Genomic DNA, 20,624 nt, shown 5'->3' with positions numbered 1-20,624 from the left:
AAGCCAGTAATAACGCAGTCTAGCGGACTTTTATGACGTATTTTCAGCTGCAACTCTTAGTTCCGACAAGTGACAAAATGTCGCGGGGTGACGATAATGTCAGTTGGCTGACGTAGATGTCAGTTCGAGGTGAAGGAGGCTGGCACGTGTACGACCATTTTGATCCCGCCGTGATTCTGGAAGCGATTCCGGAACCGGCGGCCATACTCTCGCTGGATTATCTCATCCTGGCGACCAATCAGGCCTATCAGGATTGCTATGCGCCCCAGGGGCGAATTGTGGGGAAAACCTGCTACCGGGTGTCACATGGGTACACGGTCCCCTGCGATCAGGCCGGAGAAGCCTGCCCGCTCCGAGCCTGCCGGGATACGGGGCTGCGTCAGCGCGTGTTGCATTTGCACAATACGCCAGAGGGGGAGGAGCACGTCGATGTCGAAATGTCACCGCTGAAGGATGCTGCAGGCCAGCTGATCGGCTATCTGGAGGTGATGCACCAGGTCAAGGAAGCGCGGGCGCAGGTGTCGGACCAGGATGGCATGGTCGGGCGCTCCCAGGCCTTCACCGAAATGCTGTCACTGGTCCATCGGGCGGCACCCAGTGAGATCACCGTGTTGCTGCTGGGCGAATCCGGTACCGGCAAGGAGCTGGTGGCCAAGGCGCTGCATGACGGTAGTCCGCGCTCACGGGCACCTTTTGTCACGGTTGAATGCTCGGGGCTAAGTGAAGGTCTGTTTGAAAGCGAGCTGTTTGGCCATGAAAAGGGCGCGTTCACCGGCGCCATCGGTCGAAAAAAAGGGCTGGTTGAAGCGGCCCGGGGCGGCACACTTTTTCTGGATGAGATCGGTGAAATTCCGCTGAGTCTGCAGGTTAAATTGCTGCGCTTGATCGAGACCGGCACCTTCCGTCCGGTGGGCAGTGTGGAGCCTCAGCATGCGGACTTTCGCCTGGTGTGTGCCACCCATCGTGACCTGCGTGAAATGGTGCGGGCCGGCGAGTTCCGTCAGGATCTCTACTACCGCATTTCTGCCTTTCCAGTGCCTCTGCCACCGTTGCGGCAGAGAGCTGACGACCTGCCACTGCTGGTCTCCGTTCTGCTCAAGCGACTGCCAAGTGGTGCCGAAGTAAAGCTGGACGAGACCGTCATGCAGTGGCTGCGCCGATATTCCTTCCCGGGTAATATCCGTGAACTGCGCAACCTGCTGGAGCGCGGCATTCTCCTGGCCGATGCTGGCGTGATCAAGCTGGAACATCTGCCACCAGACCTCTTTGCAACCGTCGAAACCACGCCCGCACTGCCCGCTGAGCAAGTAATGCATCAGCTGCCGGTGATGCCGCTGGAGGCGCTGGAGGCCGCTTATCTGCATTCACTGGCTGTCCGTTTTAAAGGTGAGCGGCGCGAGCTGGCGCAACAGCTCGGTGTTAGCGAGCGGACCCTCTACCGCAAACTGAAAGATATTGATGCGAGTTAGACTAAAGTTTAATCATGCATATTCTAATATTGTCTACGCTTATTACATAAAAATAAAAAGGAGCTGTCAGGCTCCGCACAAATCGGGAGACTGGCATGTCCAGAATTATTCGTCCCCAAAGCACGGCTGAGTTGCTCAAACAGCTGGCGCGGGAGTCTGAAGACCTGTCTGCAAACGACCGGCGTGATTTTCTTCGCCGTGGCATTACTGCCGTTGGCGCGCTGGCGGCTACCAGTGTTGCTGGAGGAGCCCTGGCAGAAAGCGCCGGTTCCACCAACCTGCCGCCCAACGAACCCAGCTGGAGCCGTCAATTGGGACATGGGGTTGTTGAACACCCTTATGGCAGCCCTTCGCGGTTTGAAAAAAATGTCGTGCGTCGAACCGTTCCCTGGTTGACGGCAGAATCCATATCCTCCATCTCCATGACACCCCTTGCGGAACTCAAGGGCATCATTACCCCCAACGGATTGGTGTTTGAGCGCTATCACGCCGGGGTTCCTGTCATCAATCCTGAAGAGCATCGCCTGATATTGCATGGCTTGGTGGAGCGCCCACTGATTTTTACCATGGATGACCTGATGCGTTTTCCGTCCGTCTCTGAGATCAAGTTCCTCGAGTGTCCGGCCAACGGCGGCATGGAGTGGAAAGGGGCGCAGATGGAAGCGCTGCAGTTTACCCATGGCATGCTGAGCTGCTGTGAGTGGACGGGCGTACCACTGAAAGTACTGCTGGAAGAAGCGGGTGTTAAACCTGAAGGCAAATGGATACTGGCTGAGGGTGCCGATGGTGCCCATATGAGCCGTTCCATCCCGCTGGAGAAAGCGCTGGACGATACACTGGTGGTGTATGCCCAGAATGGCGAACGGCTGCGGCCCGAGCAGGGCTATCCCCTGAGACTGTTCAACCCCGGCTGGGAAGGCAACACTTCAATCAAGTGGCTGCGCCGTCTGGAGGTGGGAGATCAGCCCTGGTATCACCGTGAGGAAACCTCCAAATACACCGATCTGCTCGCCAGTGGCAAGGCGCGCAAGTTCAGCTTCGTGCAGGAAACCAACTCGGTTATTACCTATCCCTGCCCGGAAAAGCCGGTCAAGCATTCGGGCTATATCGAAATTGAAGGGCTTGCCTGGTCCGGGCGCGGGCGGATCAAGCAAGTGGATGTGTCCTTCGATGGCGGTGTGAACTGGGTGCCTGCACGCCTGAAAGGGCTGGTGCTGCCCAAGGCGCTGACCCGCTTCAGTGTCGATGCGCAGTGGCATGGTCAACCCTGGCTGTTGCAGGCACGAGCAATTGATGAAACCGGCTATGTGCAGCCAACACTCAAGCAGTTGCGAGCAGCTCGCGGCAGCAATTCCATCTATCACAAGAATTCGATTCACACCTGGAAAGTTGCAGCCAACGGGGAGGTCACCAATGTTCAGATTACCTGATCACAGCTGGCGGCCGTTGATCGCCGGGCTGCTGCTGACGACCGGTGTGCAGGCCCTGGCTGAACCTCTGGGTATCGGACAGGCCGCCAGTGCGGATGAGATAGCCGGTTGGGATATTGATGTGCGCCCCGATGGCCTGGGTTTGCCACCCGGAGAGGGTAGTGTGATGGATGGCGAGATGCTGTATGAGTCGCGCTGTGCCAGTTGTCATGGCACTTTCGGTGAAGGCGTGGGCCGTTGGCCGGTGCTGTCCGGTGGCTTTGATACCCTGACGCATGAACGGCCTACCAAGACCGTCGGCTCTTACTGGCCCTATGCCAGTACGCTCTGGGACTACATTCATCGTGCCATGCCGTTTACGGCACCGCGCTCCCTCAGTGCAGATGAAACCTATGCCATCTCTGCGTACGTACTCTATCTGAATGACATAGTGGATGATGAGTTTGTGCTGACACAGGATAATCTGGCATCCATCGAAATGCCGAATCAGGATGGCTTTTTTCTCGATGATCGACCGGATTCGCCCAATATGCGCTGCATGAAGGACTGCGCCAATCCCGAGCAACTGGAGATGGTTGGCACCATTGGCGGTATTACGCCGGTTGGTCATTTCAAGCAGGGAGCCGATGCGCCGGCAGCCTCTCATGAGGCGCAGAAAGCATTGGAAGAGCAAAAAGAGCGTGAGCGTCTACACTCCCTCGGGATTGAGGTTGAAGCGCCTCATGAACGCGCAGACAGTGAGTTGTCGGCGTCAGCCCTTGCGGGGCGAGAGGTGTATGAAGCGGCCTGCGTTGCCTGTCATGGCTCGGGTCTTGCCGGTGCTCCCAAACTGGGGGATCAGGCAGATTGGTCACCACGGCTGGCGAAGGGCATGGATACGCTGCTCAAGCATGCCATAGAAGGATTCACTGGCACCAAGGGCGTTATGCCACCAAAAGGAGGGCGTGTTGATCTGTCTGACGAGCAGATAATGCATGCAGTGGCTTTCATGACAGAAAAAAGTCGGTAAAATACGTCTATATTACTTTTGGTGTTCAAAAATAATAAAGTTAGCATAATTTAATATAAGGGCCTTAAGCAGGCTCGGCCGGAGGATTTAGCATGCGCAGACTGACCACCCTGATGTGTGTGGCAACTGCAGCCACCGCGCTCAGCGGGCCGGTAGCGGCCGCGTCCCAGGACGAAATGATCGAACTGGGCCGTGACGTTTTTCACGACAAAACCCGTGGTAACTGTATTTCCTGCCACAGCATTGATGATCCTGTTGCCAATCTTCCCGGCAATCAGGGGCCAATGATGGTTGCCATGAAACAGCGCTTCCCTGACAAGCGCAAACTGCGTGCCCAGGTGTGGGACGCCACCGTGGCAAACCCGCTCAGCATCATGCCGCCGATTGGCAAGCATTGGATCCTCTCTGAAGAAGAGATCGATGCTGTTGTGGAATACATCTACCAGTACTAAGGCCCCTTGGGGAACAGGATGAGGAACAGATAATGAGTATGAATCGTCGAACCCTGGTAAAAGCCGTGGCAGCCGGTGGCGCCCTAATGGGCCTGAGTGTGCTGATGCCGCGTGCCGCCATGGCGGCCTGGGCCAAGGAAGCCTTCAGCGCTTCTGAACAGAGTGCAGCTATCAAGGCGCTTTACGGGGATGACGCCCCGGCTGAAAGTGCTGAAGTGATCCTTGATGCACCGGATATTGCTGAGAATGGTGCGGTTGTGCCGGTCAGCGTCAGCACTGGCCTGGCCAATGTTGAGTCCATGAGCATCTTCATCGAGAACAACCCGTCTCCGTTGGCGGTCCAGTTCATGATCCCGGAAGGGACGCAAGCGGATGTCTCCACCCGTGTGCGCATGGGTAAAACCACTAACGTAACCGCGGTCGTGAAGGCCGACGGCAAGCTGTACAGCGCGACCAAAGAGGTCAAGGTCACCATCGGTGGTTGCGGCGGCTAATAACGACAGGATTTGAGGAGACAGACAATGAGTATCATGCGAGTAAAAGCCAAATCCAGTGGCGAGCGTACCGACGTTAAGATGATGGCCAAGCACATCATGGAAACCGGTCAGCGCAAGGACAAGTCGGGCAATATCATTCCGGCAATGTTCCTGTCTGAAGTTGAGGTGAAACACGGTGGCAAGGTGGTGTTTGCTGCCAATCTGGGCCCCGCTGTGTCCAAGAACCCCTATTTCTCGTTCAGTTTTGCCGGCGGCGCCTCAGGCGATGAGCTGGAAATCAACTGGAAGGAAAATACCGGCAAGTCCGGCAGTGAGACCGCCTCGATCCGCTGATAACCGATTTTGAATGGTGTTGCATGAAGACAATAAAAACCTTGTTGCTGGGGCTGGGATTGACCGCGCTGGCACCGCTGACCCAAGCGGCCGAGAGTGGCTTCACTCTGGAAACGGTTGATCCTGAAGCGGATCGTAAGGCGCTGCAGGAGTTCTATCAGAACCGTTTTCCCGGAGTGCCACTCGAAGAGTATGTAAACGGTATCTATGCCATCGATCCGCCGTCTCGTGAGCAGTGGGATGCTCTGATGGAATTCCCGCCCTACGAGTTTGACCTCGAAGAGGGGCAGGTGCTGTTTGAAACGCCGTTTGCCAATGGCAAAAGCTATGCGGACTGCTTTGAAAATGGCGGTATCGGCATTCGCCAGAACTACCCGTACTGGAATAAGGAAGAAGGTACGGTGAAGACGCTGGAGCAGGAAATCAACGAATGCCGCGAGCAGAATGGTGAGAAGCCGCTGAAGTGGAAAAAGGGTGCAATCGCCCAGATTTCTGCCTACATGGCCTGGACATCGCGTGACAATGTCATCGATATCAAGATCCCGGAAGACGATCCCCGTGCCCTGCAGGCATACCTGGACGGCAAACAGTTCTTCTATGCCAAGCGTGGCCAGCTCAACCTGTCCTGCGCCAACTGCCACTTGCAGGGCTCGCGCCGCCTGATTCGCGCCGACCTGCCGGGCCCGATGCTGGGACAGCCGACACACTTCCCGGTCTATCGCTCCAAGTGGGGTGAAATCGGTACGCTGCACCGTCGCTACGAGGGCTGTCACCGTGACTCCCGCTCCGTGCCGCTGCCGCCGCAGTCGGAAGAGTTCCGTAAGCTGGAATATTTCCAGACCTACATGAGCAACGGTCTGGTTGTGAATGGTCCGGGCGCACGTAAATAAGGGGTAGCATGATGAAAAAGGCAACAATGACATTGCTGGCTGCCCTGGTGTTGGCGCCGGCACTGGCACAGGCTGAAACCTTCCAGGAGGTGTTCAACCAGCAGCGTGCCCTTTACGGCAAGGGGCATGAATTCACCTTCGAGGGCAAAACGTACAAGACGTATCACTCGGAAGAAGTGGAAGCCATGGCTGAGCCGACCAAGGCGAATGCGGAAGCACTGGTGGCCAGTGCTGAAGCCAAGCGTCAGGAGGCTGCCGCTGTGGGTTACGAATGGCGTTTCACCGGCCGCATCTTGAAGCAGGCGCAGGACGCGTTGGCAGAAGAGCGTTTCCAGGATGCCATGAACCTGGCAGCACAGGCGAAGTACCAGGCGCGCAAGGCGGTTGAACAGCAGGCGCATGTGGCTTCAACCTGGCACCACGCCGTGCCCGAGTAATTCCAATTAGCTACAGGCTTTAAACGCCCGTCCCCGTCTCGGGTACGGGCGTTTTCATGTCAGGAGGAACTGAAAATGTCGATGACGCGTCGTGAATTTGCCCGCATGATGGGGCTGGCTGGTATGGCGGGAATGCTGCCGCTGAAAGGGCATGCTGCGGGGCGCCAACCGGCAGACCTCTATGAAGTCCCCAGTTTTGGCAATGTGCGCCTGCTGCACATGACGGACTGCCACGCCCAGCTGTTGCCGATCCACTTCCGCGAACCCAATGTAAACCTGGGTGTCGCCGGTGCGCGCGGTCAGGCGCCACACCTGGTGGGCGACAAGTTGCTGCAGCACTTTGGCATTGAGCCTGGTGGTATCGAGGCTCATGCCTTCAGCTATCTGGACTTCAACGACGCGGCGGCTCAGTACGGCAAGGTCGGTGGCTTTGCGCACTTGAAAAACCTGGCTGACCGTTTACGTGACAGCTATGGGCGTGAAAAAACCCTGTTGCTGGACGGTGGTGATACCTGGCAGGGTTCGGGCACCTCCTACAAGACCCGTGGCATGGACATGGTCAAGGCCTGTAATGCGTTGGGCGTGGATATCATGACCGGGCATTGGGAATTTACCTATCACCAGGAAGAAATTCTCAGCAATATCAAGGCCTTTAACGGTGAGTTTCTGGCCCAGAACGTGTTCATTACCGAAGATGCCCTGTTCGGCAGTGATACCGATTACCTGTTTGATGACTTCTCCGGGCGTGTATTCAAGCCTTACAGCATTCGTGAACTCGGCGGCGTACGTATTGCCGTTATCGGTCAGGCGTTCCCGCGTACCAAGATTGCCAACCCGTCGCGCTTCATTCCTGACTGGAGCTTTGATATTCACGACAAGTATCTGCAGGAGCTTGTGGATCAGGTGCGTGCAGAAGAAAAAGTGGATGCCGTTGTCGTGCTGTCCCACAACGGCATGGACGTGGATCTGGCCATGGCAAGTCGGGTCTCGGGCGTTGATCTGATTCTGGGTGGCCATACTCATGACGGCATGCCGGCTCCGACGGTGGTGAAGAATAGCGGTGGTGAAACACTGGTATTCAACGCGGGCTCCAACGGCAAATTCCTGGGCACGCTTGACCTGGATATCCGCAACGGCCGCATTCAGGACTTCCGTTACCGTCTGGTGCCGGTGTTCTCGGAACTGCTGCCGGCAGATGCGGGCATGCAGCAGCTTATCGATGAGATTCGTGCGCCTCACCTCGACTGGCTGAACGAAGAGCTTGCGGTGGCCAACGATCTGATGTTCCGCCGTGGCAACTTCAACGGCACCTTTGATCAGGTGATCTGTGATGCCCTGCGTGAAGTCGGTGATGCCCAGATCTCGCTGTCACCGGGCTTCCGCTGGGGAACCAGCGTGCTCAAGGGGCAGATGATCAATATGGAGCGGGTACTGGATCAAACCTGCCTGACCTATCCCGAAACCTATGTGCGGGAAATGAAAGGTTCCGAGCTCAAGCTGATCATGGAGGATGTGGCGGATAACCTGTTTAACCCCGAGCCCTATCTACAATCAGGTGGTGATATGGTGCGTGTCGGTGGTTTCGATTATGTCTGTGAGCCCGGTCGCCAGATCGGTGAGCGCATCAGTGAGATGACGCTGGATAACGGCGAGCGAATTGAAGCAGATAAAACCTACAAGGTGACCGGTTGGGCGACGGTGGGCGCTCAGTCCGAAGGTCCTGCCATCTGGGATGTAGTGGCGGAATACCTGCGTGATCGTAAGGAAGCGCAGGTGGATAAACTCAATACGCCGGTGCTTAAAGGCGTTAAGGGAAATCCGGGGCTGGCAGACTATGCCAACCAGGTATTGAGCTGAGACTGTGGCGCATGTCTCGGGTTTCGATAGAATAGGGCGCAGTTTCCATCTATGAGGCCCGTGCATGCGCATCACCCCCATCGCTATTCCCGTACTGGCGTTGTTGCTAAGTGGCTGCAACGCCGCTCAAACGCAGCCGCAGTCTGGTGAAGGCAGTGCCAACCCGGCGGCCGACGCCCAGTCCCGGCCTTCCTCTTCAGAGTCTTCACCTGAGTCCTCGCAGAACCCTGCTCCCTCTGGGCGAAACAATGCCAATGCCGAGATGGCTGGCGCCATTCAAACCGGCTTTGACCAGCTCAGCGGTCGTTTGACTCTGCTACAGGAGCAGGTGCTGCAGATTCGCAGCAGTAACCAGCAACTGCGTGAGCAGAATCAGATGCTGTTGAATCGCCTTGAACTCCTTACCCGCACTCAGCCGGAGGATTCAGCAGCAGAAGGGGAGATGTCTGCTGATGCCGGTGGTACCGAACAGCTGGATGCTGCCATTGGTCAGCTGATGCAGATTCTGAACCAGGCCGAGTTGCCTTCTGGCAGCGGCCAGGGGCAGTTTGGGCTGGCCACAACCTATACTCAGGGCGGTGATTGGGTGCTGCTGCGTTATGACCGCAGCACGGGTGAGACCTGGATGGCGGAATTTGGTGACTGGCAGCTGATCTCTGAGGAGCTGCCGCCGGAGAATTCACTCTATGATATCCAGATCAGTCGCGCCGACCGCAATACGGCGGGGTATGTGGCAGTGCGTATCGACCTCAACTCTGGCCGCAGCTGGTGGTTGAATGGCAAGCGTTGGCAGGAGTACTGAATGCAGCAGGATGATTACCAGCCATTGATCGAGCTGTTCAACCGCTTGTTCCTGCCAACCTATAACACCGTTTTGGTGGCGGGAGAGGATGAGCCGATCTATCTGCCGGCGGATGATGCCCATCCTCATCATCGTATTATTTTCGCACATGGCTTTTTTGCCAGTGCGCTGCACGAAATTGCACACTGGTGTGTGGCAGGCCCGCAGCGGCGTCTGCTGGAAGACTTTGGCTACTGGTACAAGCCGGATGGCCGTACCGCGCAGGAGCAGGCAGAATTCGAGCGTGTGGAAGTTAAACCCCAGGCCTATGAGTGGATGTTCAATCAGGCGGCCGGGCGGCGCTTTCACTTCAGTGCCGATAATCTGAGTGCCGGGCTTGGGGCCAGTGATACCTTCCAGCGCAATGTGCATGCCCGTGTTATGCAGCTGCTTGAAGAGGGGCTGCCGGTGCGGGTGCAGATGCTGGTTGATGGCCTGCGTGGCCAGTATCAAACGCCTCCCTTGAGCGCGCAGCAATTTGTGCTTGAACTTGAGACCGAGGAAGACTGCAGTTATGCGTAACCTGGATATCAAGGCAACACCCTGGCAGCAGGAAGTTCTGCCCGACGGGCTGCATCTGCCGGCGGGCGTTGATGCGGCCTTGCTTGAAACCTGTCAATTTGAAGGCTGGCATTACCAGCGCCTGCAGTTGCAAACAGCATCAGGCCTCAAGTGTTACCTCTATGTTGATGATGGTGACCAGGCCTGGGTGTTGGGTGTGTTTGATACTCTGGGTCAGGCAGATTTTTTCCTGGCACTTCACAATGCAAATCCTCTGTATGTTCCCGCCTTGCTGATTGAGCAGGATGCACCGGCGGTCCGCATGGTTGATCAACAGTTGCATTGGCCTGTGTATGCGGGCCTGTACAGGGTGGGATTCAAATCCTATCGGGTAGAACCGGTCGAGACGGAAGCGGATTGGGTGCGAGCTGAATATATTGACGGGTATCGTGTCGAGTCGCTGGGAGAAGGGCCGGAAATCGAGGTATGTCTGCAGGTATACAGCCACTTCGACGGGCGTCTGCGTGGCTGTAAAATGTGCTGATGTAGCGGCTATCAGTTCTGCATATTGTGACTATTGTTGCCGTGACTCATGCCGCCAGGCATCACCATCTGCACAGGTACCTGAAGAGTGCGTGTATCCCCGTCTTCAAATTCCAGATTCAATTCAATTGAGCTGCCCGCCGCCAGTGGCTGAGGCAATCCGATCAGCATGATATGCAGACCACCCGGCGCCAGTGTGGTGGTTTCGTTGGCCGGCAGGTCGATGGCTTCAACCTGGCGCATGCGCATGACTCCCTGATCATGCTGGTGGGTATGCAGCTCAACGACCTCGGCCGCCGAGCTGCTGGCACCGGTCAGGCGAGTGGCGTCGCCCTTGTTAGTCAGCTGCATGAAAGCGGCGCTGTTCATCTGGCCCGGTGCAGTAGCGCGGGCATAGGGCTCAACAACGTCTACATCCGCTGCCTGCAGGCTGCTGGCCAGCAGCAGGGTAGTCAGAGTGGCAAGCGCTCGTTTCATGATCTTATCCTTCCGAAGTTAACAGGGTTTTGAGTGCCGTTGTCATGGCTGGCACGCTGGTATTGTGCAGCAGGGTTTCAACCAGGCGCCCCTCGCGATCCACCAGATACAACCGGGAGGAGTGGTCGACTGCATAGCCCATGGCCGAGTCTTCCATATCAACAATGCGGTAAAAGGCACCGTACTGGCGTACTACCTGATCGATCTCTTCACGGCTGCCGGTCACTCCGACAATGCGCGGCGAGAAAAAGGCGGTGTAATCGGCCAGTTTTGCAGGCGTATCCCGCTCGGGGTCGACACTGATGAAGATGCCCTGCACCTGCTCGCGTTCTGACTCAGACAGCTGGCGCAGTGACTGTGTCAGCACCGCAAGTGCTGTAGGGCAGACATCCGGACAGGATGCATAGCCGATGTAGATGACACTCACCTGGCCCTTGAAATCTGACAGGGATACCGGCCCTTCGGCTGACTGCAAAGTAAAGTCACCGCCCAGCTGGAGATTTGCATTCATTGGGTCGGTGGCGACGGACTGGGGGCGCAACATGAACGCCGTGGCCAGACCCAGCAGCAGGCAGAGGGTCAGAATCAGCAGTATTTTGAGTGTTTTCAGATGTTGGCTCATTGGGCATCAAACTCGAATTGGTGCTGTTGAGTCTCGCCGTTTCGGGTCAGACTCAATGTTAGTCTCCAGCGCATGGTCCCGGTTGTGCAGACCGCCAGCTCGGTATCACCCTGCCAGCCATTCTCATCGGAGGGCGTTAACGAAAAACGATTTTGTCCCATATACATATCAGCTCCCTGAAGATCGGCAACCACCTGATCGAATGAGATGTCCTCGCTTGTCTCCAGCTCAAGTGTCATTGGCTGCAGTGACTGAATGGGTGAGGGCCCAAAGCTGAGTGTGAAGCCTTCAAACTCGCAGGCACCTTGCTGCAGGTCGCAGTCGTGTATTTTGGCACCCTGATTTACATCGAGTCGTTGTTGCGCATAGGTCGCCACTGCCAGAATCAGCAATAACAGAGCGGCCCATAAAAGCCATTTGAAGAGTGCCGATGAGCTGTCGTCCCGAGTGCTGGAAGTGTCTGTTTTCATTTGAATAAGAGCTTAGTACACGTGTTGTGTTAGTCGGAAGTGACAAATTGTCGCACTCTCTCTTCTAATGGTCGAGATATCTGGCAACGCCGGTCGGTATTGGTTATCTTGGGCGCTGCAATCTGAATTTCGAGCAGAGACCAGACTCAATGAGTGAAGTGCACGCGCAAGGGAATAACGAGGCCTGTCAGCCGGAAACCCGTCACCTGATTCAATTAGCAGACAACCTGGATGATTTTGTCGTTGTGTTGCGGCTGGATGGCACCTGTGCCTGGTGTAATCGATCTTTTGCGAATCTGCTTGGCGCAGAGCGGGAATCGCTGTTGGGCAAAGCCTATCCTTTGCCGGAGCTGCGTGAGTTGATGGTCCACCGGGCCAAGGAATCCGTGGAAACCTGGGTTCAGCTTGAGAGCGGTGAAAACCGCCTGATCCGTTTCAATGCGGATGCCGGCCTGGATACAGAGGGCTGCGTCGAATCGCTGTTGATTACCGGCCGGGATCTGACGCCGTTCTATCGTTTGCAGCATCCGCTTGCCGCTGCTGGCGATGAAGGCCTGTTGCTCGCCTCCGATGATCAGGTTCAGGCCCGTATCAAACATGCTTTGGATCGTGCCCAGCGGGCGCAGGAATACGTCGGTTTTATGGCGATTCAGGTGAGTGGCACCGGGCAACAGGATCTGGCAAGCCAGGCTGATGTGCTCAACCAGGTTGTGGCTTCTGTGCGTCAGAAAATCCGCCAGGGCGATACGCTGGCACGGCTTGAATCCGGTGCCTACCTGCTGGTTTTGGAGCAGATCGATTGCCCCGAGGCGATCGGCACTGTGGTTGAAAAGTTCTCGGCGCTACTGCACGAGGGAGCTCCCGAATTGGAGGCAGGCTATGCCATCAATACCGGGGTTGCGATCAGTCCTGATGATGGTGTGGAAGCAGCTGAGTTGGTCGAGCGTGCGCAGCAGGCGATGCAGCGTGCCATTATGGACGAGCAGCAGATCGCATATTTTTGATTTGACTAAAGAGCAGGCTGAGCTGTGTGTCTGCTTAGCCTGTAAAGAAGCCGCGAGACGATTTTTCCATCAGGTGAGAGTCGTCTTTGCCGCGACCTACACCCAAGTGTACCTTCAATACTGGGGTCTTGCCTGAATCGGCTTCTGTGGCGTGATGGGAAATGGATTTGACCATATAGCGCTGGCCATTGAAGTGAATAATCTCACCCTGCATCGGACGTGTTGGTAGACGTGCACGCGTAAAGTTGCCGTCTTCGAAAACCAGTACTGACTGAACCATGAAAAGCCTTCTTCCCTAAAAATGTCCGTAAATCGCGGCACTATCATCGCGGTGAATCCCTGTGCCGTCAATCCTTGTAATTGTCGCCGATATGATCTGACTCAAGCAAGTAATGCCCTGTTTTGTAGAGGGTTTTATGGTGGCTTGAGTGCTGGTCCTGGTCGTTGATTGCAACGGAAAGGTTTTAAGCGATGGAGCCGACAGCTGCTGCAAGCCAGCACCTGTCAGGTGTGAGTTGATGAACAGTGAAAAGTTCACCGCCCGTCGAAACGGGCGGTGTTTGCTGTGCTGTGTAGCCGGCTTAGAGCCCCAGCTTCTCGGCGATGTAATCGGCGTCTTTGTCACCACGGCCGGACAGGTTAACCAGAATGCTCTGGTCGGATGTCAGCGTCGGGGCAGTGCGGATGGCCCAGGCAACGGCGTGAGAGCTTTCCAGTGCCGGAATGATGCCTTCAACACGGGACAGGGTCATGAATGCATCCAGGCATTCCTGGTCGCTGGCGCTATCGTACTGAACACGTCCCAGGTCTTTCAGGTAGCTGTGCTGAGGGCCGACACCAGGGTAGTCCAGACCTGACGCAATGGAATGAACCGGCATGGGAGTGCCATCTTCCTGTTCCAGTACATAGCATTTCATGCCGTGGATTTCACCGGGCTTGCCCAGTGTCATGGTGGCGGAATGCTTGTCGGTGTCCAGGCCGTAACCGGCTGGTTCAACACCGACCAGGTTCACGGACTCATCACCCAGGAAAGCGGTGAACATGCCGATGGCATTGGAGCCACCCCCCACGCAGGCGGTAACGTAATCCGGCAGTTTGCCTTCACGCTGCTGGAACTGCTCGCGAGCTTCCTTGCCGATGATGCTCTGGAAGTCTCGCACCATTTTCGGGAAGGGGTGGGGGCCAACAACGGAGCCGATGGCGTAGATAAAGTTCTTCGGGTCTTTCAGGTATTCTTCGAAGGCGCTGTCGACGGCGTCTTTCAGGGTGGCAGTGCCGCGGGTAACCGGGACCAGTTTGCAGCCCAGGATCTTCATCTTCACGACATTGGGGTGTTCTTTTTCGATATCCACCTGGCCCATGTGGATTTCACAGGGAATGCCGACCAGTGCGCAGGCCGTTGCCAGAGCTACGCCGTGCTGACCGGCGCCGGTTTCGGCAATCACCTTGGTTTTGCCCATGTATTTGGCAAGCAGAGCTTCACCCAGGCAGTGGTTGATCTTGTGCGCACCGGTATGGTTGAGGTCTTCACGCTTGAGGTAGATGCGTGCACCACCCAGTTTCTCGCTCAGACGGCGGGCATAAAATACCGGGCTGGGGCGGCCAACATAGTCAGCAAAGAGGGCGTTGAGTTCCTGCTGGAACTCGGGCATCTGACGGATCTCTTCGTATGCCTGGTTGATTTCATCCATGACCTGTTTCAGTTCGGGCGGAATCAACTGGCCGCCGTATTCACCAAAAAAGCCATCAGCATCGGGCATCTGCGCAAAATCAAACTTACTCATAGTTACTCCAGGCATCACAGCACAATACGCCGTACAGACGACGCATCTGTTATTTCATCCAATCAGGGGAAATGACTATAAAGTGACGACCGGGCGGTGCCAAGTCTGAAAGGGAGATTTCCAGGGAAGCCGTGAATAAGTCCATGGCATCTCAGGCCACGCTGAGTGCAATAGGCTTGCTCACAGCTTTTCTAGCTGAAGTCGAAGCCAAGCTGCTCTTCGCGCACCTGTTGACGACGAAAGCCGCGCTGACGCTGTTCGCGACCGATGTCGCGCAAACGTTCGAGTGCATCCGCGTAGGAGTTCACAAGCGTATGACGGCAATCCCCGCTGTCGTTCGGGCTGCCCCAGCATTCGCTGACCACCCAGTCACCGACAAGATCGCGATAGATCCTGACTACAAGGAAGTCCTGATTTTTTTGCCAGCGCACAACCAAGGAAGCGTTACCGTTCAATGACCCGGAGGGAGTATGTCTTTATAATGGAGGCGCGTGATTGAGCCTGAAACCCGGGCGTTTGTAAAGCCCTGACCGCAAATAAGGACTGCATTTGACTGATTTGCCACTGACAATTGTTGCTGACGAGAATATCCCTGCACTGGAGCCGCTGTTTCAGCACCTGGGCAGGTTGCACACCTATCCGGGGCGTACGCTTTCACCCGAGCAGGTGAGAGATGCGGATGTGCTGCTGGTACGATCGGTCACCCGCGTCGATGAGCGTCTGTTGAGCGGCAGTTCCGTGCGTTTTGTAGGGACCGCAACCATCGGGACTGATCACGTGGATCAGGACTGGCTGGCGCAGCAGGGTATCGGTTTCAGCAGTGCGCCGGGCTGTAATGCCGATTCTGTGGTCGACTATGTACTGGCCGCCCTGTTGCATACTGCTCAGGATCAGCGTTTTGATCTGCGCGATAAAACCCTGGGTATTGTCGGTGTGGGTAATGTTGGTCATCGTTTGCAGGGCCGCCTGGAGCAGTTGGGCGTAGAGCTGCTCCTGTGTGATCCGCCACGTGCTGCTAATGAAGGCACGGATGGCTTTGTTGAGCTGGAGTATCTGCTGCGTTCGTCCGATATCATTTGTATGCATACGCCCCTGACGCGAACAGGTGCCTGGCCCACACATCATCTACTCAATGCGGATAATATGGCGCTGCTTAAACCGGATGTGGTGCTGCTCAACGCCGGACGCGGTCCGGTCATTGATAATGCGGCCTTGTTGCAGCTTGCAAATGCACGTCCGCAGATGAGTCTGATACTGGATGTATGGGAACATGAGCCTTGGGTGGATGCCGAGCTTGCATCCCGCTGTCGTCTGGCAACGCCCCATATTGCCGGATATGCGCTGGATGGGAAGATTCGTGGCACCTGGATGCTCTACAATGCCTTGTGTGAGCAGCTTGGCAGACCGGCCGATATAGGTCTGTCGCAGGTGTTGCCACCATCACCGGTGTCATCCATGAAGTTGAATAGGCCCGATAATCTGCTGGCACCGGTGAGATCCGTCTATGATATCTATCGAGACGACCGCGATTTCAGAGCGATGCTGGGCGATACTGAAACGGATATTAAACTGGGGTTTGACCGTTTGCGGCGCTTTTATCCTGAACGCCGTGAATTTGTCACCCTGAGCTTGAAAGGGGAAGTTGAGCCAGATGCTGCACAGCAGTTTGCGGCACTTGGGTTCAACTGTCACTGGGGGAATGATGACTGATCTGTCCCGAATACTGGGAAATGAGCTGACCAGTCTGGCGGAGTTGGCGCCGGCGGTGGGTGAATCGATTCGTCTGGACGTCAGGGCGCCTAACCAGAAGCTGTCCGCGCGCCTTCTGGGTTATCGCGAGCCTGGGTCTTTGATGGTATCAGCCCCCAAACTGGCTCCGGGCGGTGCCATTGTCCACGAAGGCACCCGAATGTCAGCTCGTATGATGATCGGTAACTACCTGTGTACCTTTGAAACGCGCCTGGTCCAGGTGCAAAGCCGGCCCTTCGGCTATTGGCACCTGGAGTACCCCGCTCGTGTCGAGAGTCGACGCCTGCGTAAGGAAACACGTATACCCATCAACCTCAGTGTGCGTGTGGAGCAGGATGAACTGTCACTGGGGGCATCGGCGGTATCGGCCGTCTGTCGTGATATCAGCCTGCAGGGCGCTAATCTGGAGTCTTCTCGTGCGCTGGCTCAGCCTGAGGAGCAACTCTTTATCACCCTGCGGGTGAGTGTGGCCGGTATGGATCACCTGCTGCTACTGCCTGCCCTGGTGCGCAACGTGCAGCAATTGGAAACCGGCCCTGTTCCCGTATTCAGTCAGGGGGTTGAGTTTGTGGACCTCGAGGAAGATACGCGCCTGATCCTGGCGGGGTTTGTCTATGAGCAGCAATTGCAGAATGCCGGTTTGATTGAGTAAGGCGGGTAATGAGTTTTCGATTAGGACTGATAATCAATCCTTACGCGGGATTGGGTGGCAGCGTTGCTTTGAAGGGCAGTGATGGTGCTGATGTTGCTGCGCAGGCGTTGGCACTGGGAGCTGAGCCACGCGCCGAAAAACGAACACGTACGGCTCTGGAGGCCTTGCAAGGGCTGGATGTCTGTATCAAGACCTGGGCCGGTCCAATGGGCGCCTTCCTTGCGCATGAGTTGGGGTTTGCCACCGAGGTATTAGGCGCCCCGGCCTCGGATCCCAGCACGGCGAAAGATACGCTGGCTGCTGCACGACAGCTCAAGACGGCTGGCGTTGATCTGATTCTCTTTGCCGGCGGTGATGGGACCGCGCGGAATATCTGTGAAGCGGTGGAAGACAGCATTCCGGTACTGGGTGTGCCGGCCGGCGTCAAAATCCATTCGGGGGTCTATGCACTTACGCCTCAGGCGGCAGGAGAGTTGCTGACGCTGCTGGTAAAAGGCGAGCTGGTATCCCTGGCGAACGAAGAGGTTCGTGATCTGGATGAGAATGCCTACCGTGAGGGGCGGGTGAGTGCGCGCTTCTTTGGTGAAATGTGTGTGCCGGCCGAACACCAGTATATCCAGCATGTGAAAAACGCCAGCAACCGCGAAGAGGAAGTGTTGGTACTGGATGAGATAGCCGCCGGCTTTGTCGAGCAGATGGATCCCGATATCTATTACTTGATGGGCTCGGGCTCAACGGTTGCTGCGATTATGGAAGAGCTGGGACTGGAGAACAGCCTGCTGGGGGTTGATGTGATTCACGATGGTGAGCTGATCGCATCGGACTGCACGGCAGCAGAGTTGTTGGCATTGACCGAGGGTAAGCCGACACGAATTGTGATTACGCTGATTGGTGGTCAGGGGCATATTATTGGCCGTGGCAACCAGCAATTGAGTGCGGAACTTCTGCGTCGGGTCGGACGGGAAAACCTGTATGTAGTTGCGACCCGCACCAAATTGAATGCACTGGAAGGTCGTCCGCTGATCGTTGATTCGGGAGATCCCGAGCTGGATGTTGAGTTGAGCGGGCTGATGCCGGTCAATACAGGCTATCGAGATGCGGTGCTTTATCGGGTAGGGCGCTAGGCGGACAAAGCAGTCAAAAAACGGGGCGCCAGTTGGCGCCCCGTTTGTTTTGGGTTTTGTGTAGCCTTAGCGCTGCTTCAGCGCGGCAATGCGGTCATCCAGCGGCGGGTGGCTGGCAAACAGTGCCATCAAGCCCTGCTTCAGGTGGCTGTTGATGCCGAAAGCGGTCATCTGAGCAGGCATCTGATCCGGAATGCCGGATTCGGCTTTCAGGCGCTGGAGCGCACCGATCATGGCATGCGGATTGGCCAGGGTAGCACCGGCTTCATCGGCACGGTATTCGCGACGGCGCGAGAACCAGGCCACGATAGTGGAAGCCAGAATGCCGAAGATGATTTCAAAGATGAACGTCGTGATGTAGAAGCCGATGCCTACACCGCCGCCTTCTTCATCGCGACGCAGGAAGGAATCCACGGCGTAGCCTGCAATGCGGGCAAAGAACATCACAAAGGTGTTCACGACACCCTGTACCAGAGCCAGAGTGACCATGTCACCGTTGGCAACATGGCCAATTTCGTGTGCCAGCACTGCACGAATTTCTTCCGGGCGGAAGCGCTGCATCAGGCCTGAGCTTACGGCAACCAGCGCATCATTACGGTTCCAGCCGGTGGCAAAGGCGTTAGCCTGCTGAGCCGGGAAAACGCCGACTTCAGGCATCTTGATGCCAGCCTTTTCCGACAGCTCGGCCACAGTTTCCAGCAACCAGCGTTCCTCTTCGGAGCGGGGCTGTTCGATCAGTTGAGTACCGGTTGACCGCTTGGCCATCCATTTCGACATCAGCAGTGAAATGATGGAGCCGGCAAAGCCGAACACGGCACAGAAAATCAGCAGCGACGTCAGATTGAGCCCGGTACCGCTGAGGTAGTGCTCTACACCCAGAATATTCAGGGTGACGCTGGCGACCAGCAATACAGCCATGTTAGTGGCCAGAAAGAGGATGATTCGCATCATGGTGGGTCATCGTTCCTTAGTTTGGTGTTGCTGCTTAGATATGGGCAGTGAGTGAAAGTTTCAATCTACATGGTTGATAGAATAGCCAATAGGTATACTGCCCGCTTTTTTATCGGGGGAAGCAGATGCAGAGTGTCATTGACTGGGTTGAACAGCAACTGGCACAGGCGCAGGGAGAGGTCCGACGCCTGTTTCATGGCCGTGGCGGCCGTTTCCCCGGCTTTGAATGGCTGGTAGTGGATTGGCTGCCGCCGGTGGCGGTTATTCGCGCCTATCAGCCGGAATCCCCCGAGTCGATTCAGCCGTTGCTGGGCTGGCTGAGGTCTCAGACGCAGGTGGAAGCGGTGGTCTGGCAGCCACGTAGTCGCAAGGATGAAGCGGGCTTGCAGGTTCTGTGGGGCAATATACCTGAACAGCATGTGGTCACCGAGGCAGGCCTGAAATACGGCGTCAACAGTCTGGCCTGGCAGAACTCGGGGCTGTTTCTGGATATGCGACCCGGTCGCGCCTGGGTGCGTGAGCATGCAAAGGGGGCGCGAGTGCTGAACCTCTTTGCCTATACCTGTGCGTTTTCGGTGGCCGCTGCCGCAGGGGGCGCTGCGTCTGTGGTAAACGTTGATATGAGCTCTCGCTCGTTATCCCGTGGTCGAGACAATCATCGTCTGAACGATCTGGATGGCGTTGATGTGCGCTACCTGGCGGTGAATCTCCTAAAATCCTGGGGCAAGCTGCGCAAGCTTGGCCCCTACGACCTGGTGATTGTCGACCCGCCCAGCTTTCAGCCCGGCAGTTTTGTGGCTGAAAAGGATTACTTGAAGGTGTTGAAGCGTTTGCCTGAGCTAACCGGTCCTGGTGCCCATGTGCTGCTCTGCCATAACGACCCGCTGGAGACACGTAACTTTGTTGAATCAATGATGACAGAGCAAGTGCCAGCGTTTAGTCTGAAGGGGTATCTGGGGGCTGGCGAAGACTTCCCGGATATGGATGAGTCGGGTGGGCTCAAGGTATTTGTGTATGAGCGACAGGAGTAAGCTAACTTGATCTGTATCGACCTCGAGGCCAGCGGTCTGGCACGGGAATCCTACCCGATTGAAGTGGCGTGGAAATGTTCCGAGACGGGCGAGCACGACAGTTTTTTGATTGACCCTACCTCTGTTGCTGACTGGACCTTCTGGGATGATTTTGCCAGTGAGTTGCACTGTATTCCCTTCGCCAAGCTTGAGGCCGAAGGGGTCAGTGTCAAGGAAGCCGCTGAACGTCTGAATCGCTCACTTGATGGCTGTGAAATTATCAGTGATGCCGTTGAATACGACAGCTTCTGGCTGGGGCGGCTGTTCAAGGCTGCGGGCATTGAGCCGACCTTCGAGCTGAAGGGGTTGGAAAGGGTACTCAGCAGCGAAGAGCGTATCCAGTACCAGTTGATCTCGCGCGCCCAGTTTCGTCGTCACCGCGCGCTGCCGGATGTTGAGCATCTGTTGGCGGCAATTGCGGCCGCGCAGGCAGGTTCCACACCTGCCTGAGGCCGTGCACGG

25 protein-coding genes are annotated in these 20,624 nt (G+C 56.3%); 18 read left to right on the top strand and 7 right to left on the bottom strand.

All coding sequences use genetic code 11. The annotated features are described in order from the left end of the window. Window positions 1-146: 146 nt before the first annotated feature. The 12 genes from BW956_RS06520 (at window position 147) to BW956_RS06465 (ending at window position 10,260) form a co-directional block, all read left to right on the top strand. The gene (locus tag BW956_RS06520) at window positions 147-1,469 is read left to right on the top strand and encodes a sigma-54 interaction domain-containing protein (protein ID WP_083702958.1); all 1,323 of its coding nucleotides are present in this window, start codon (window positions 147-149) and stop codon (window positions 1,467-1,469) included. Window positions 1,470-1,564: 95 nt separating this feature from the next. Continuing rightward, entirely contained in the window at window positions 1,565-2,899 is a 1,335-nt protein-coding gene (gene soxC, locus BW956_RS06515) for a sulfite dehydrogenase (protein WP_076461753.1), read from the top strand. Further along, window positions 2,883-3,908, top strand: coding sequence for a c-type cytochrome (locus BW956_RS06510; RefSeq protein WP_076461751.1), 1,026 nt, complete (start codon window positions 2,883-2,885; stop codon window positions 3,906-3,908). Before soxC ends, BW956_RS06510 begins: the two co-directional genes overlap by 17 nt. Window positions 3,909-4,000: 92 nt before the next feature. Next, a complete protein-coding gene (soxX, locus tag BW956_RS06505; protein ID WP_010323682.1) occupies window positions 4,001-4,360 on the top strand; it encodes a sulfur oxidation c-type cytochrome SoxX in 360 nt (119 codons plus the stop codon). Window positions 4,361-4,392: 32 nt separating this feature from the next. Further along, window positions 4,393-4,854, top strand: a complete 462-nt coding sequence (gene soxY / locus BW956_RS06500) for a thiosulfate oxidation carrier protein SoxY (RefSeq protein ID WP_010323681.1) — start codon at window positions 4,393-4,395, stop codon at window positions 4,852-4,854. Between the two features lie 27 nt (window positions 4,855-4,881). Continuing rightward, entirely contained in the window at window positions 4,882-5,190 is a 309-nt protein-coding gene (gene soxZ, locus BW956_RS06495; RefSeq protein ID WP_010323680.1) for a thiosulfate oxidation carrier complex protein SoxZ, read from the top strand. Between the two features lie 23 nt (window positions 5,191-5,213). Then, window positions 5,214-6,080 carry a sulfur oxidation c-type cytochrome SoxA gene (gene soxA / locus BW956_RS06490; RefSeq protein WP_010323679.1) on the top strand — a complete coding sequence of 289 codons (867 nt, stop codon included), beginning with the start codon at window positions 5,214-5,216 and terminating at the stop codon, window positions 6,078-6,080. An 11-nt stretch (window positions 6,081-6,091) separates the two neighbouring features. Continuing rightward, window positions 6,092-6,517 carry a SoxAX-binding protein gene (locus BW956_RS06485; protein ID WP_076461749.1) on the top strand — a complete coding sequence of 142 codons (426 nt, stop codon included), beginning with the start codon at window positions 6,092-6,094 and terminating at the stop codon, window positions 6,515-6,517. Between the two features lie 75 nt (window positions 6,518-6,592). Then, window positions 6,593-8,374 (top strand): thiosulfohydrolase SoxB, encoded by a 1,782-nt coding sequence (gene soxB / locus BW956_RS06480; RefSeq protein ID WP_076461747.1) that lies wholly within the window; start codon window positions 6,593-6,595, stop codon window positions 8,372-8,374. Between the two features lie 64 nt (window positions 8,375-8,438). Beyond that, window positions 8,439-9,176: a hypothetical protein gene (locus BW956_RS06475; RefSeq protein WP_076461745.1), complete on the top strand. Its 738-nt coding sequence runs from the start codon at window positions 8,439-8,441 to the stop codon at window positions 9,174-9,176. Beyond that, window positions 9,177-9,737 carry an elongation factor P hydroxylase gene (locus BW956_RS06470; protein ID WP_076461743.1) on the top strand — a complete coding sequence of 187 codons (561 nt, stop codon included), beginning with the start codon at window positions 9,177-9,179 and terminating at the stop codon, window positions 9,735-9,737. Beyond that, complete coding sequence (locus BW956_RS06465) at window positions 9,730-10,260, top strand: hypothetical protein (protein ID WP_076461741.1); 531 nt, start codon at window positions 9,730-9,732, stop codon at window positions 10,258-10,260. The genes BW956_RS06470 and BW956_RS06465 overlap by 8 nt, the downstream gene beginning before the upstream one ends. A gap of 11 nt (window positions 10,261-10,271) precedes the next feature. Here BW956_RS06465 and BW956_RS06460 read toward each other — a convergent pair whose 3' ends face one another. From BW956_RS06460 to BW956_RS06450, 3 genes are read right to left on the bottom strand one after another with little or no spacing between them, the layout of a single operon-like run. Continuing rightward, window positions 10,272-10,736, bottom strand: coding sequence for a copper chaperone PCu(A)C (locus tag BW956_RS06460; RefSeq protein WP_076461739.1), 465 nt, complete (start codon window positions 10,734-10,736; stop codon window positions 10,272-10,274). Between the two features lie 4 nt (window positions 10,737-10,740). Next, a complete protein-coding gene (locus BW956_RS06455) occupies window positions 10,741-11,358 on the bottom strand; it encodes an SCO family protein (RefSeq protein ID WP_076461738.1) in 618 nt (205 codons plus the stop codon). Then, window positions 11,355-11,828 (bottom strand): hypothetical protein, encoded by a 474-nt coding sequence (locus tag BW956_RS06450; protein WP_076461736.1) that lies wholly within the window; start codon window positions 11,826-11,828, stop codon window positions 11,355-11,357. Before BW956_RS06450 ends, BW956_RS06455 begins: the two co-directional genes overlap by 4 nt. Before the next feature lie 149 nt (window positions 11,829-11,977). Between BW956_RS06450 and BW956_RS06445 the strand changes: the two genes are divergently transcribed. Next, window positions 11,978-12,832 (top strand): diguanylate cyclase domain-containing protein, encoded by an 855-nt coding sequence (locus BW956_RS06445; RefSeq protein ID WP_076461734.1) that lies wholly within the window; start codon window positions 11,978-11,980, stop codon window positions 12,830-12,832. Window positions 12,833-12,866: 34 nt separating this feature from the next. Here BW956_RS06445 and BW956_RS06440 read toward each other — a convergent pair whose 3' ends face one another. From BW956_RS06440 to BW956_RS06430, 3 genes are all read right to left on the bottom strand, one after another. Continuing rightward, window positions 12,867-13,112, bottom strand: coding sequence for a hypothetical protein (locus BW956_RS06440; RefSeq protein ID WP_076461732.1), 246 nt, complete (start codon window positions 13,110-13,112; stop codon window positions 12,867-12,869). A gap of 301 nt (window positions 13,113-13,413) precedes the next feature. Then, window positions 13,414-14,616, bottom strand: coding sequence for a tryptophan synthase subunit beta (gene trpB / locus BW956_RS06435; protein WP_076461731.1), 1,203 nt, complete (start codon window positions 14,614-14,616; stop codon window positions 13,414-13,416). Window positions 14,617-14,807: 191 nt separating this feature from the next. Beyond that, on the bottom strand, window positions 14,808-14,981 hold the full coding sequence (locus BW956_RS06430) for a hypothetical protein (RefSeq protein WP_244894327.1): 174 nt from the start codon (window positions 14,979-14,981) through the stop codon (window positions 14,808-14,810). Window positions 14,982-15,165: 184 nt separating this feature from the next. Here BW956_RS06430 and pdxB point away from each other — a divergent pair, with 184 nt between their 5' ends. The 3 genes from pdxB to BW956_RS06415 are packed head-to-tail and all read left to right on the top strand — an operon-like array spanning window position 15,166 to window position 18,141. Next, window positions 15,166-16,326: a 4-phosphoerythronate dehydrogenase PdxB gene (gene pdxB / locus BW956_RS06425; protein WP_083702957.1), complete on the top strand. Its 1,161-nt coding sequence runs from the start codon at window positions 15,166-15,168 to the stop codon at window positions 16,324-16,326. Beyond that, window positions 16,319-17,017, top strand: coding sequence for a flagellar brake protein (locus BW956_RS06420; protein ID WP_010325185.1), 699 nt, complete (start codon window positions 16,319-16,321; stop codon window positions 17,015-17,017). The genes pdxB and BW956_RS06420 overlap by 8 nt, the downstream gene beginning before the upstream one ends. 8 nt (window positions 17,018-17,025) lie before the next feature. Next, complete coding sequence (locus BW956_RS06415; protein WP_076461728.1) at window positions 17,026-18,141, top strand: ATP-NAD kinase family protein; 1,116 nt, start codon at window positions 17,026-17,028, stop codon at window positions 18,139-18,141. Window positions 18,142-18,207: 66 nt separating this feature from the next. Here the strand turns inward: BW956_RS06415 and htpX are convergent, their stop codons facing one another. Further along, window positions 18,208-19,092: a protease HtpX gene (gene htpX, locus BW956_RS06410; protein WP_010325183.1), complete on the bottom strand. Its 885-nt coding sequence runs from the start codon at window positions 19,090-19,092 to the stop codon at window positions 18,208-18,210. Window positions 19,093-19,217: 125 nt separating this feature from the next. Between htpX and BW956_RS06405 the strand changes: the two genes are divergently transcribed. Both BW956_RS06405 and BW956_RS06400 read left to right on the top strand, forming a co-directional pair. Further along, the gene (locus tag BW956_RS06405; protein ID WP_076461726.1) at window positions 19,218-20,123 is read left to right on the top strand and encodes a class I SAM-dependent methyltransferase; all 906 of its coding nucleotides are present in this window, start codon (window positions 19,218-19,220) and stop codon (window positions 20,121-20,123) included. Window positions 20,124-20,129: 6 nt separating this feature from the next. Beyond that, on the top strand, window positions 20,130-20,612 hold the full coding sequence (locus tag BW956_RS06400; protein ID WP_076461725.1) for a 3'-5' exonuclease family protein: 483 nt from the start codon (window positions 20,130-20,132) through the stop codon (window positions 20,610-20,612). Window positions 20,613-20,624 lie beyond the last annotated feature (12 nt).

The organism is Marinobacterium stanieri (assembly GCF_900155945.1).
GTDB lineage: Bacteria > Pseudomonadota > Gammaproteobacteria > Pseudomonadales > Balneatricaceae > Marinobacterium > Marinobacterium stanieri.
This window is presented reverse-complemented; position numbering and strand designations above follow the sequence as displayed.

What these genes read in the sequence shown, in the direction of transcription:
- soxC (WP_076461753.1), top strand. Translation starts at nt 1,565, where the DNA reads ATGTCCAGAATTATTCGTCCCCAAAGCACGGCTGAGTTGCTCAAACAG.
- BW956_RS06510 (WP_076461751.1), top strand. Translation starts at nt 2,883, where the DNA reads ATGTTCAGATTACCTGATCACAGCTGGCGGCCGTTGATCGCCGGGCTG.
- soxX (WP_010323682.1), top strand. Translation starts at nt 4,001, where the DNA reads ATGCGCAGACTGACCACCCTGATGTGTGTGGCAACTGCAGCCACCGCG.
- soxY (WP_010323681.1), top strand. Translation starts at nt 4,393, where the DNA reads ATGAGTATGAATCGTCGAACCCTGGTAAAAGCCGTGGCAGCCGGTGGC.
- soxZ (WP_010323680.1), top strand. Translation starts at nt 4,882, where the DNA reads ATGAGTATCATGCGAGTAAAAGCCAAATCCAGTGGCGAGCGTACCGAC.
- soxA (WP_010323679.1), top strand. Translation starts at nt 5,214, where the DNA reads ATGAAGACAATAAAAACCTTGTTGCTGGGGCTGGGATTGACCGCGCTG.
- BW956_RS06485 (WP_076461749.1), top strand. Translation starts at nt 6,092, where the DNA reads ATGAAAAAGGCAACAATGACATTGCTGGCTGCCCTGGTGTTGGCGCCG.
- soxB (WP_076461747.1), top strand. Translation starts at nt 6,593, where the DNA reads ATGTCGATGACGCGTCGTGAATTTGCCCGCATGATGGGGCTGGCTGGT.
- BW956_RS06475 (WP_076461745.1), top strand. Translation starts at nt 8,439, where the DNA reads ATGCGCATCACCCCCATCGCTATTCCCGTACTGGCGTTGTTGCTAAGT.
- BW956_RS06470 (WP_076461743.1), top strand. Translation starts at nt 9,177, where the DNA reads ATGCAGCAGGATGATTACCAGCCATTGATCGAGCTGTTCAACCGCTTG.
- BW956_RS06465 (WP_076461741.1), top strand. Translation starts at nt 9,730, where the DNA reads ATGCGTAACCTGGATATCAAGGCAACACCCTGGCAGCAGGAAGTTCTG.
- BW956_RS06460 (WP_076461739.1), bottom strand. Translation starts at nt 10,736, where the DNA reads ATGAAACGAGCGCTTGCCACTCTGACTACCCTGCTGCTGGCCAGCAGC.
- BW956_RS06455 (WP_076461738.1), bottom strand. Translation starts at nt 11,358, where the DNA reads ATGAGCCAACATCTGAAAACACTCAAAATACTGCTGATTCTGACCCTC.
- BW956_RS06450 (WP_076461736.1), bottom strand. Translation starts at nt 11,828, where the DNA reads ATGAAAACAGACACTTCCAGCACTCGGGACGACAGCTCATCGGCACTC.
- BW956_RS06445 (WP_076461734.1), top strand. Translation starts at nt 11,978, where the DNA reads ATGAGTGAAGTGCACGCGCAAGGGAATAACGAGGCCTGTCAGCCGGAA.
- BW956_RS06440 (WP_076461732.1), bottom strand. Translation starts at nt 13,112, where the DNA reads ATGGTTCAGTCAGTACTGGTTTTCGAAGACGGCAACTTTACGCGTGCA.
- trpB (WP_076461731.1), bottom strand. Translation starts at nt 14,616, where the DNA reads ATGAGTAAGTTTGATTTTGCGCAGATGCCCGATGCTGATGGCTTTTTT.
- BW956_RS06420 (WP_010325185.1), top strand. Translation starts at nt 16,319, where the DNA reads ATGACTGATCTGTCCCGAATACTGGGAAATGAGCTGACCAGTCTGGCG.
- BW956_RS06415 (WP_076461728.1), top strand. Translation starts at nt 17,026, where the DNA reads ATGAGTTTTCGATTAGGACTGATAATCAATCCTTACGCGGGATTGGGT.
- htpX (WP_010325183.1), bottom strand. Translation starts at nt 19,092, where the DNA reads ATGATGCGAATCATCCTCTTTCTGGCCACTAACATGGCTGTATTGCTG.
- BW956_RS06405 (WP_076461726.1), top strand. Translation starts at nt 19,218, where the DNA reads ATGCAGAGTGTCATTGACTGGGTTGAACAGCAACTGGCACAGGCGCAG.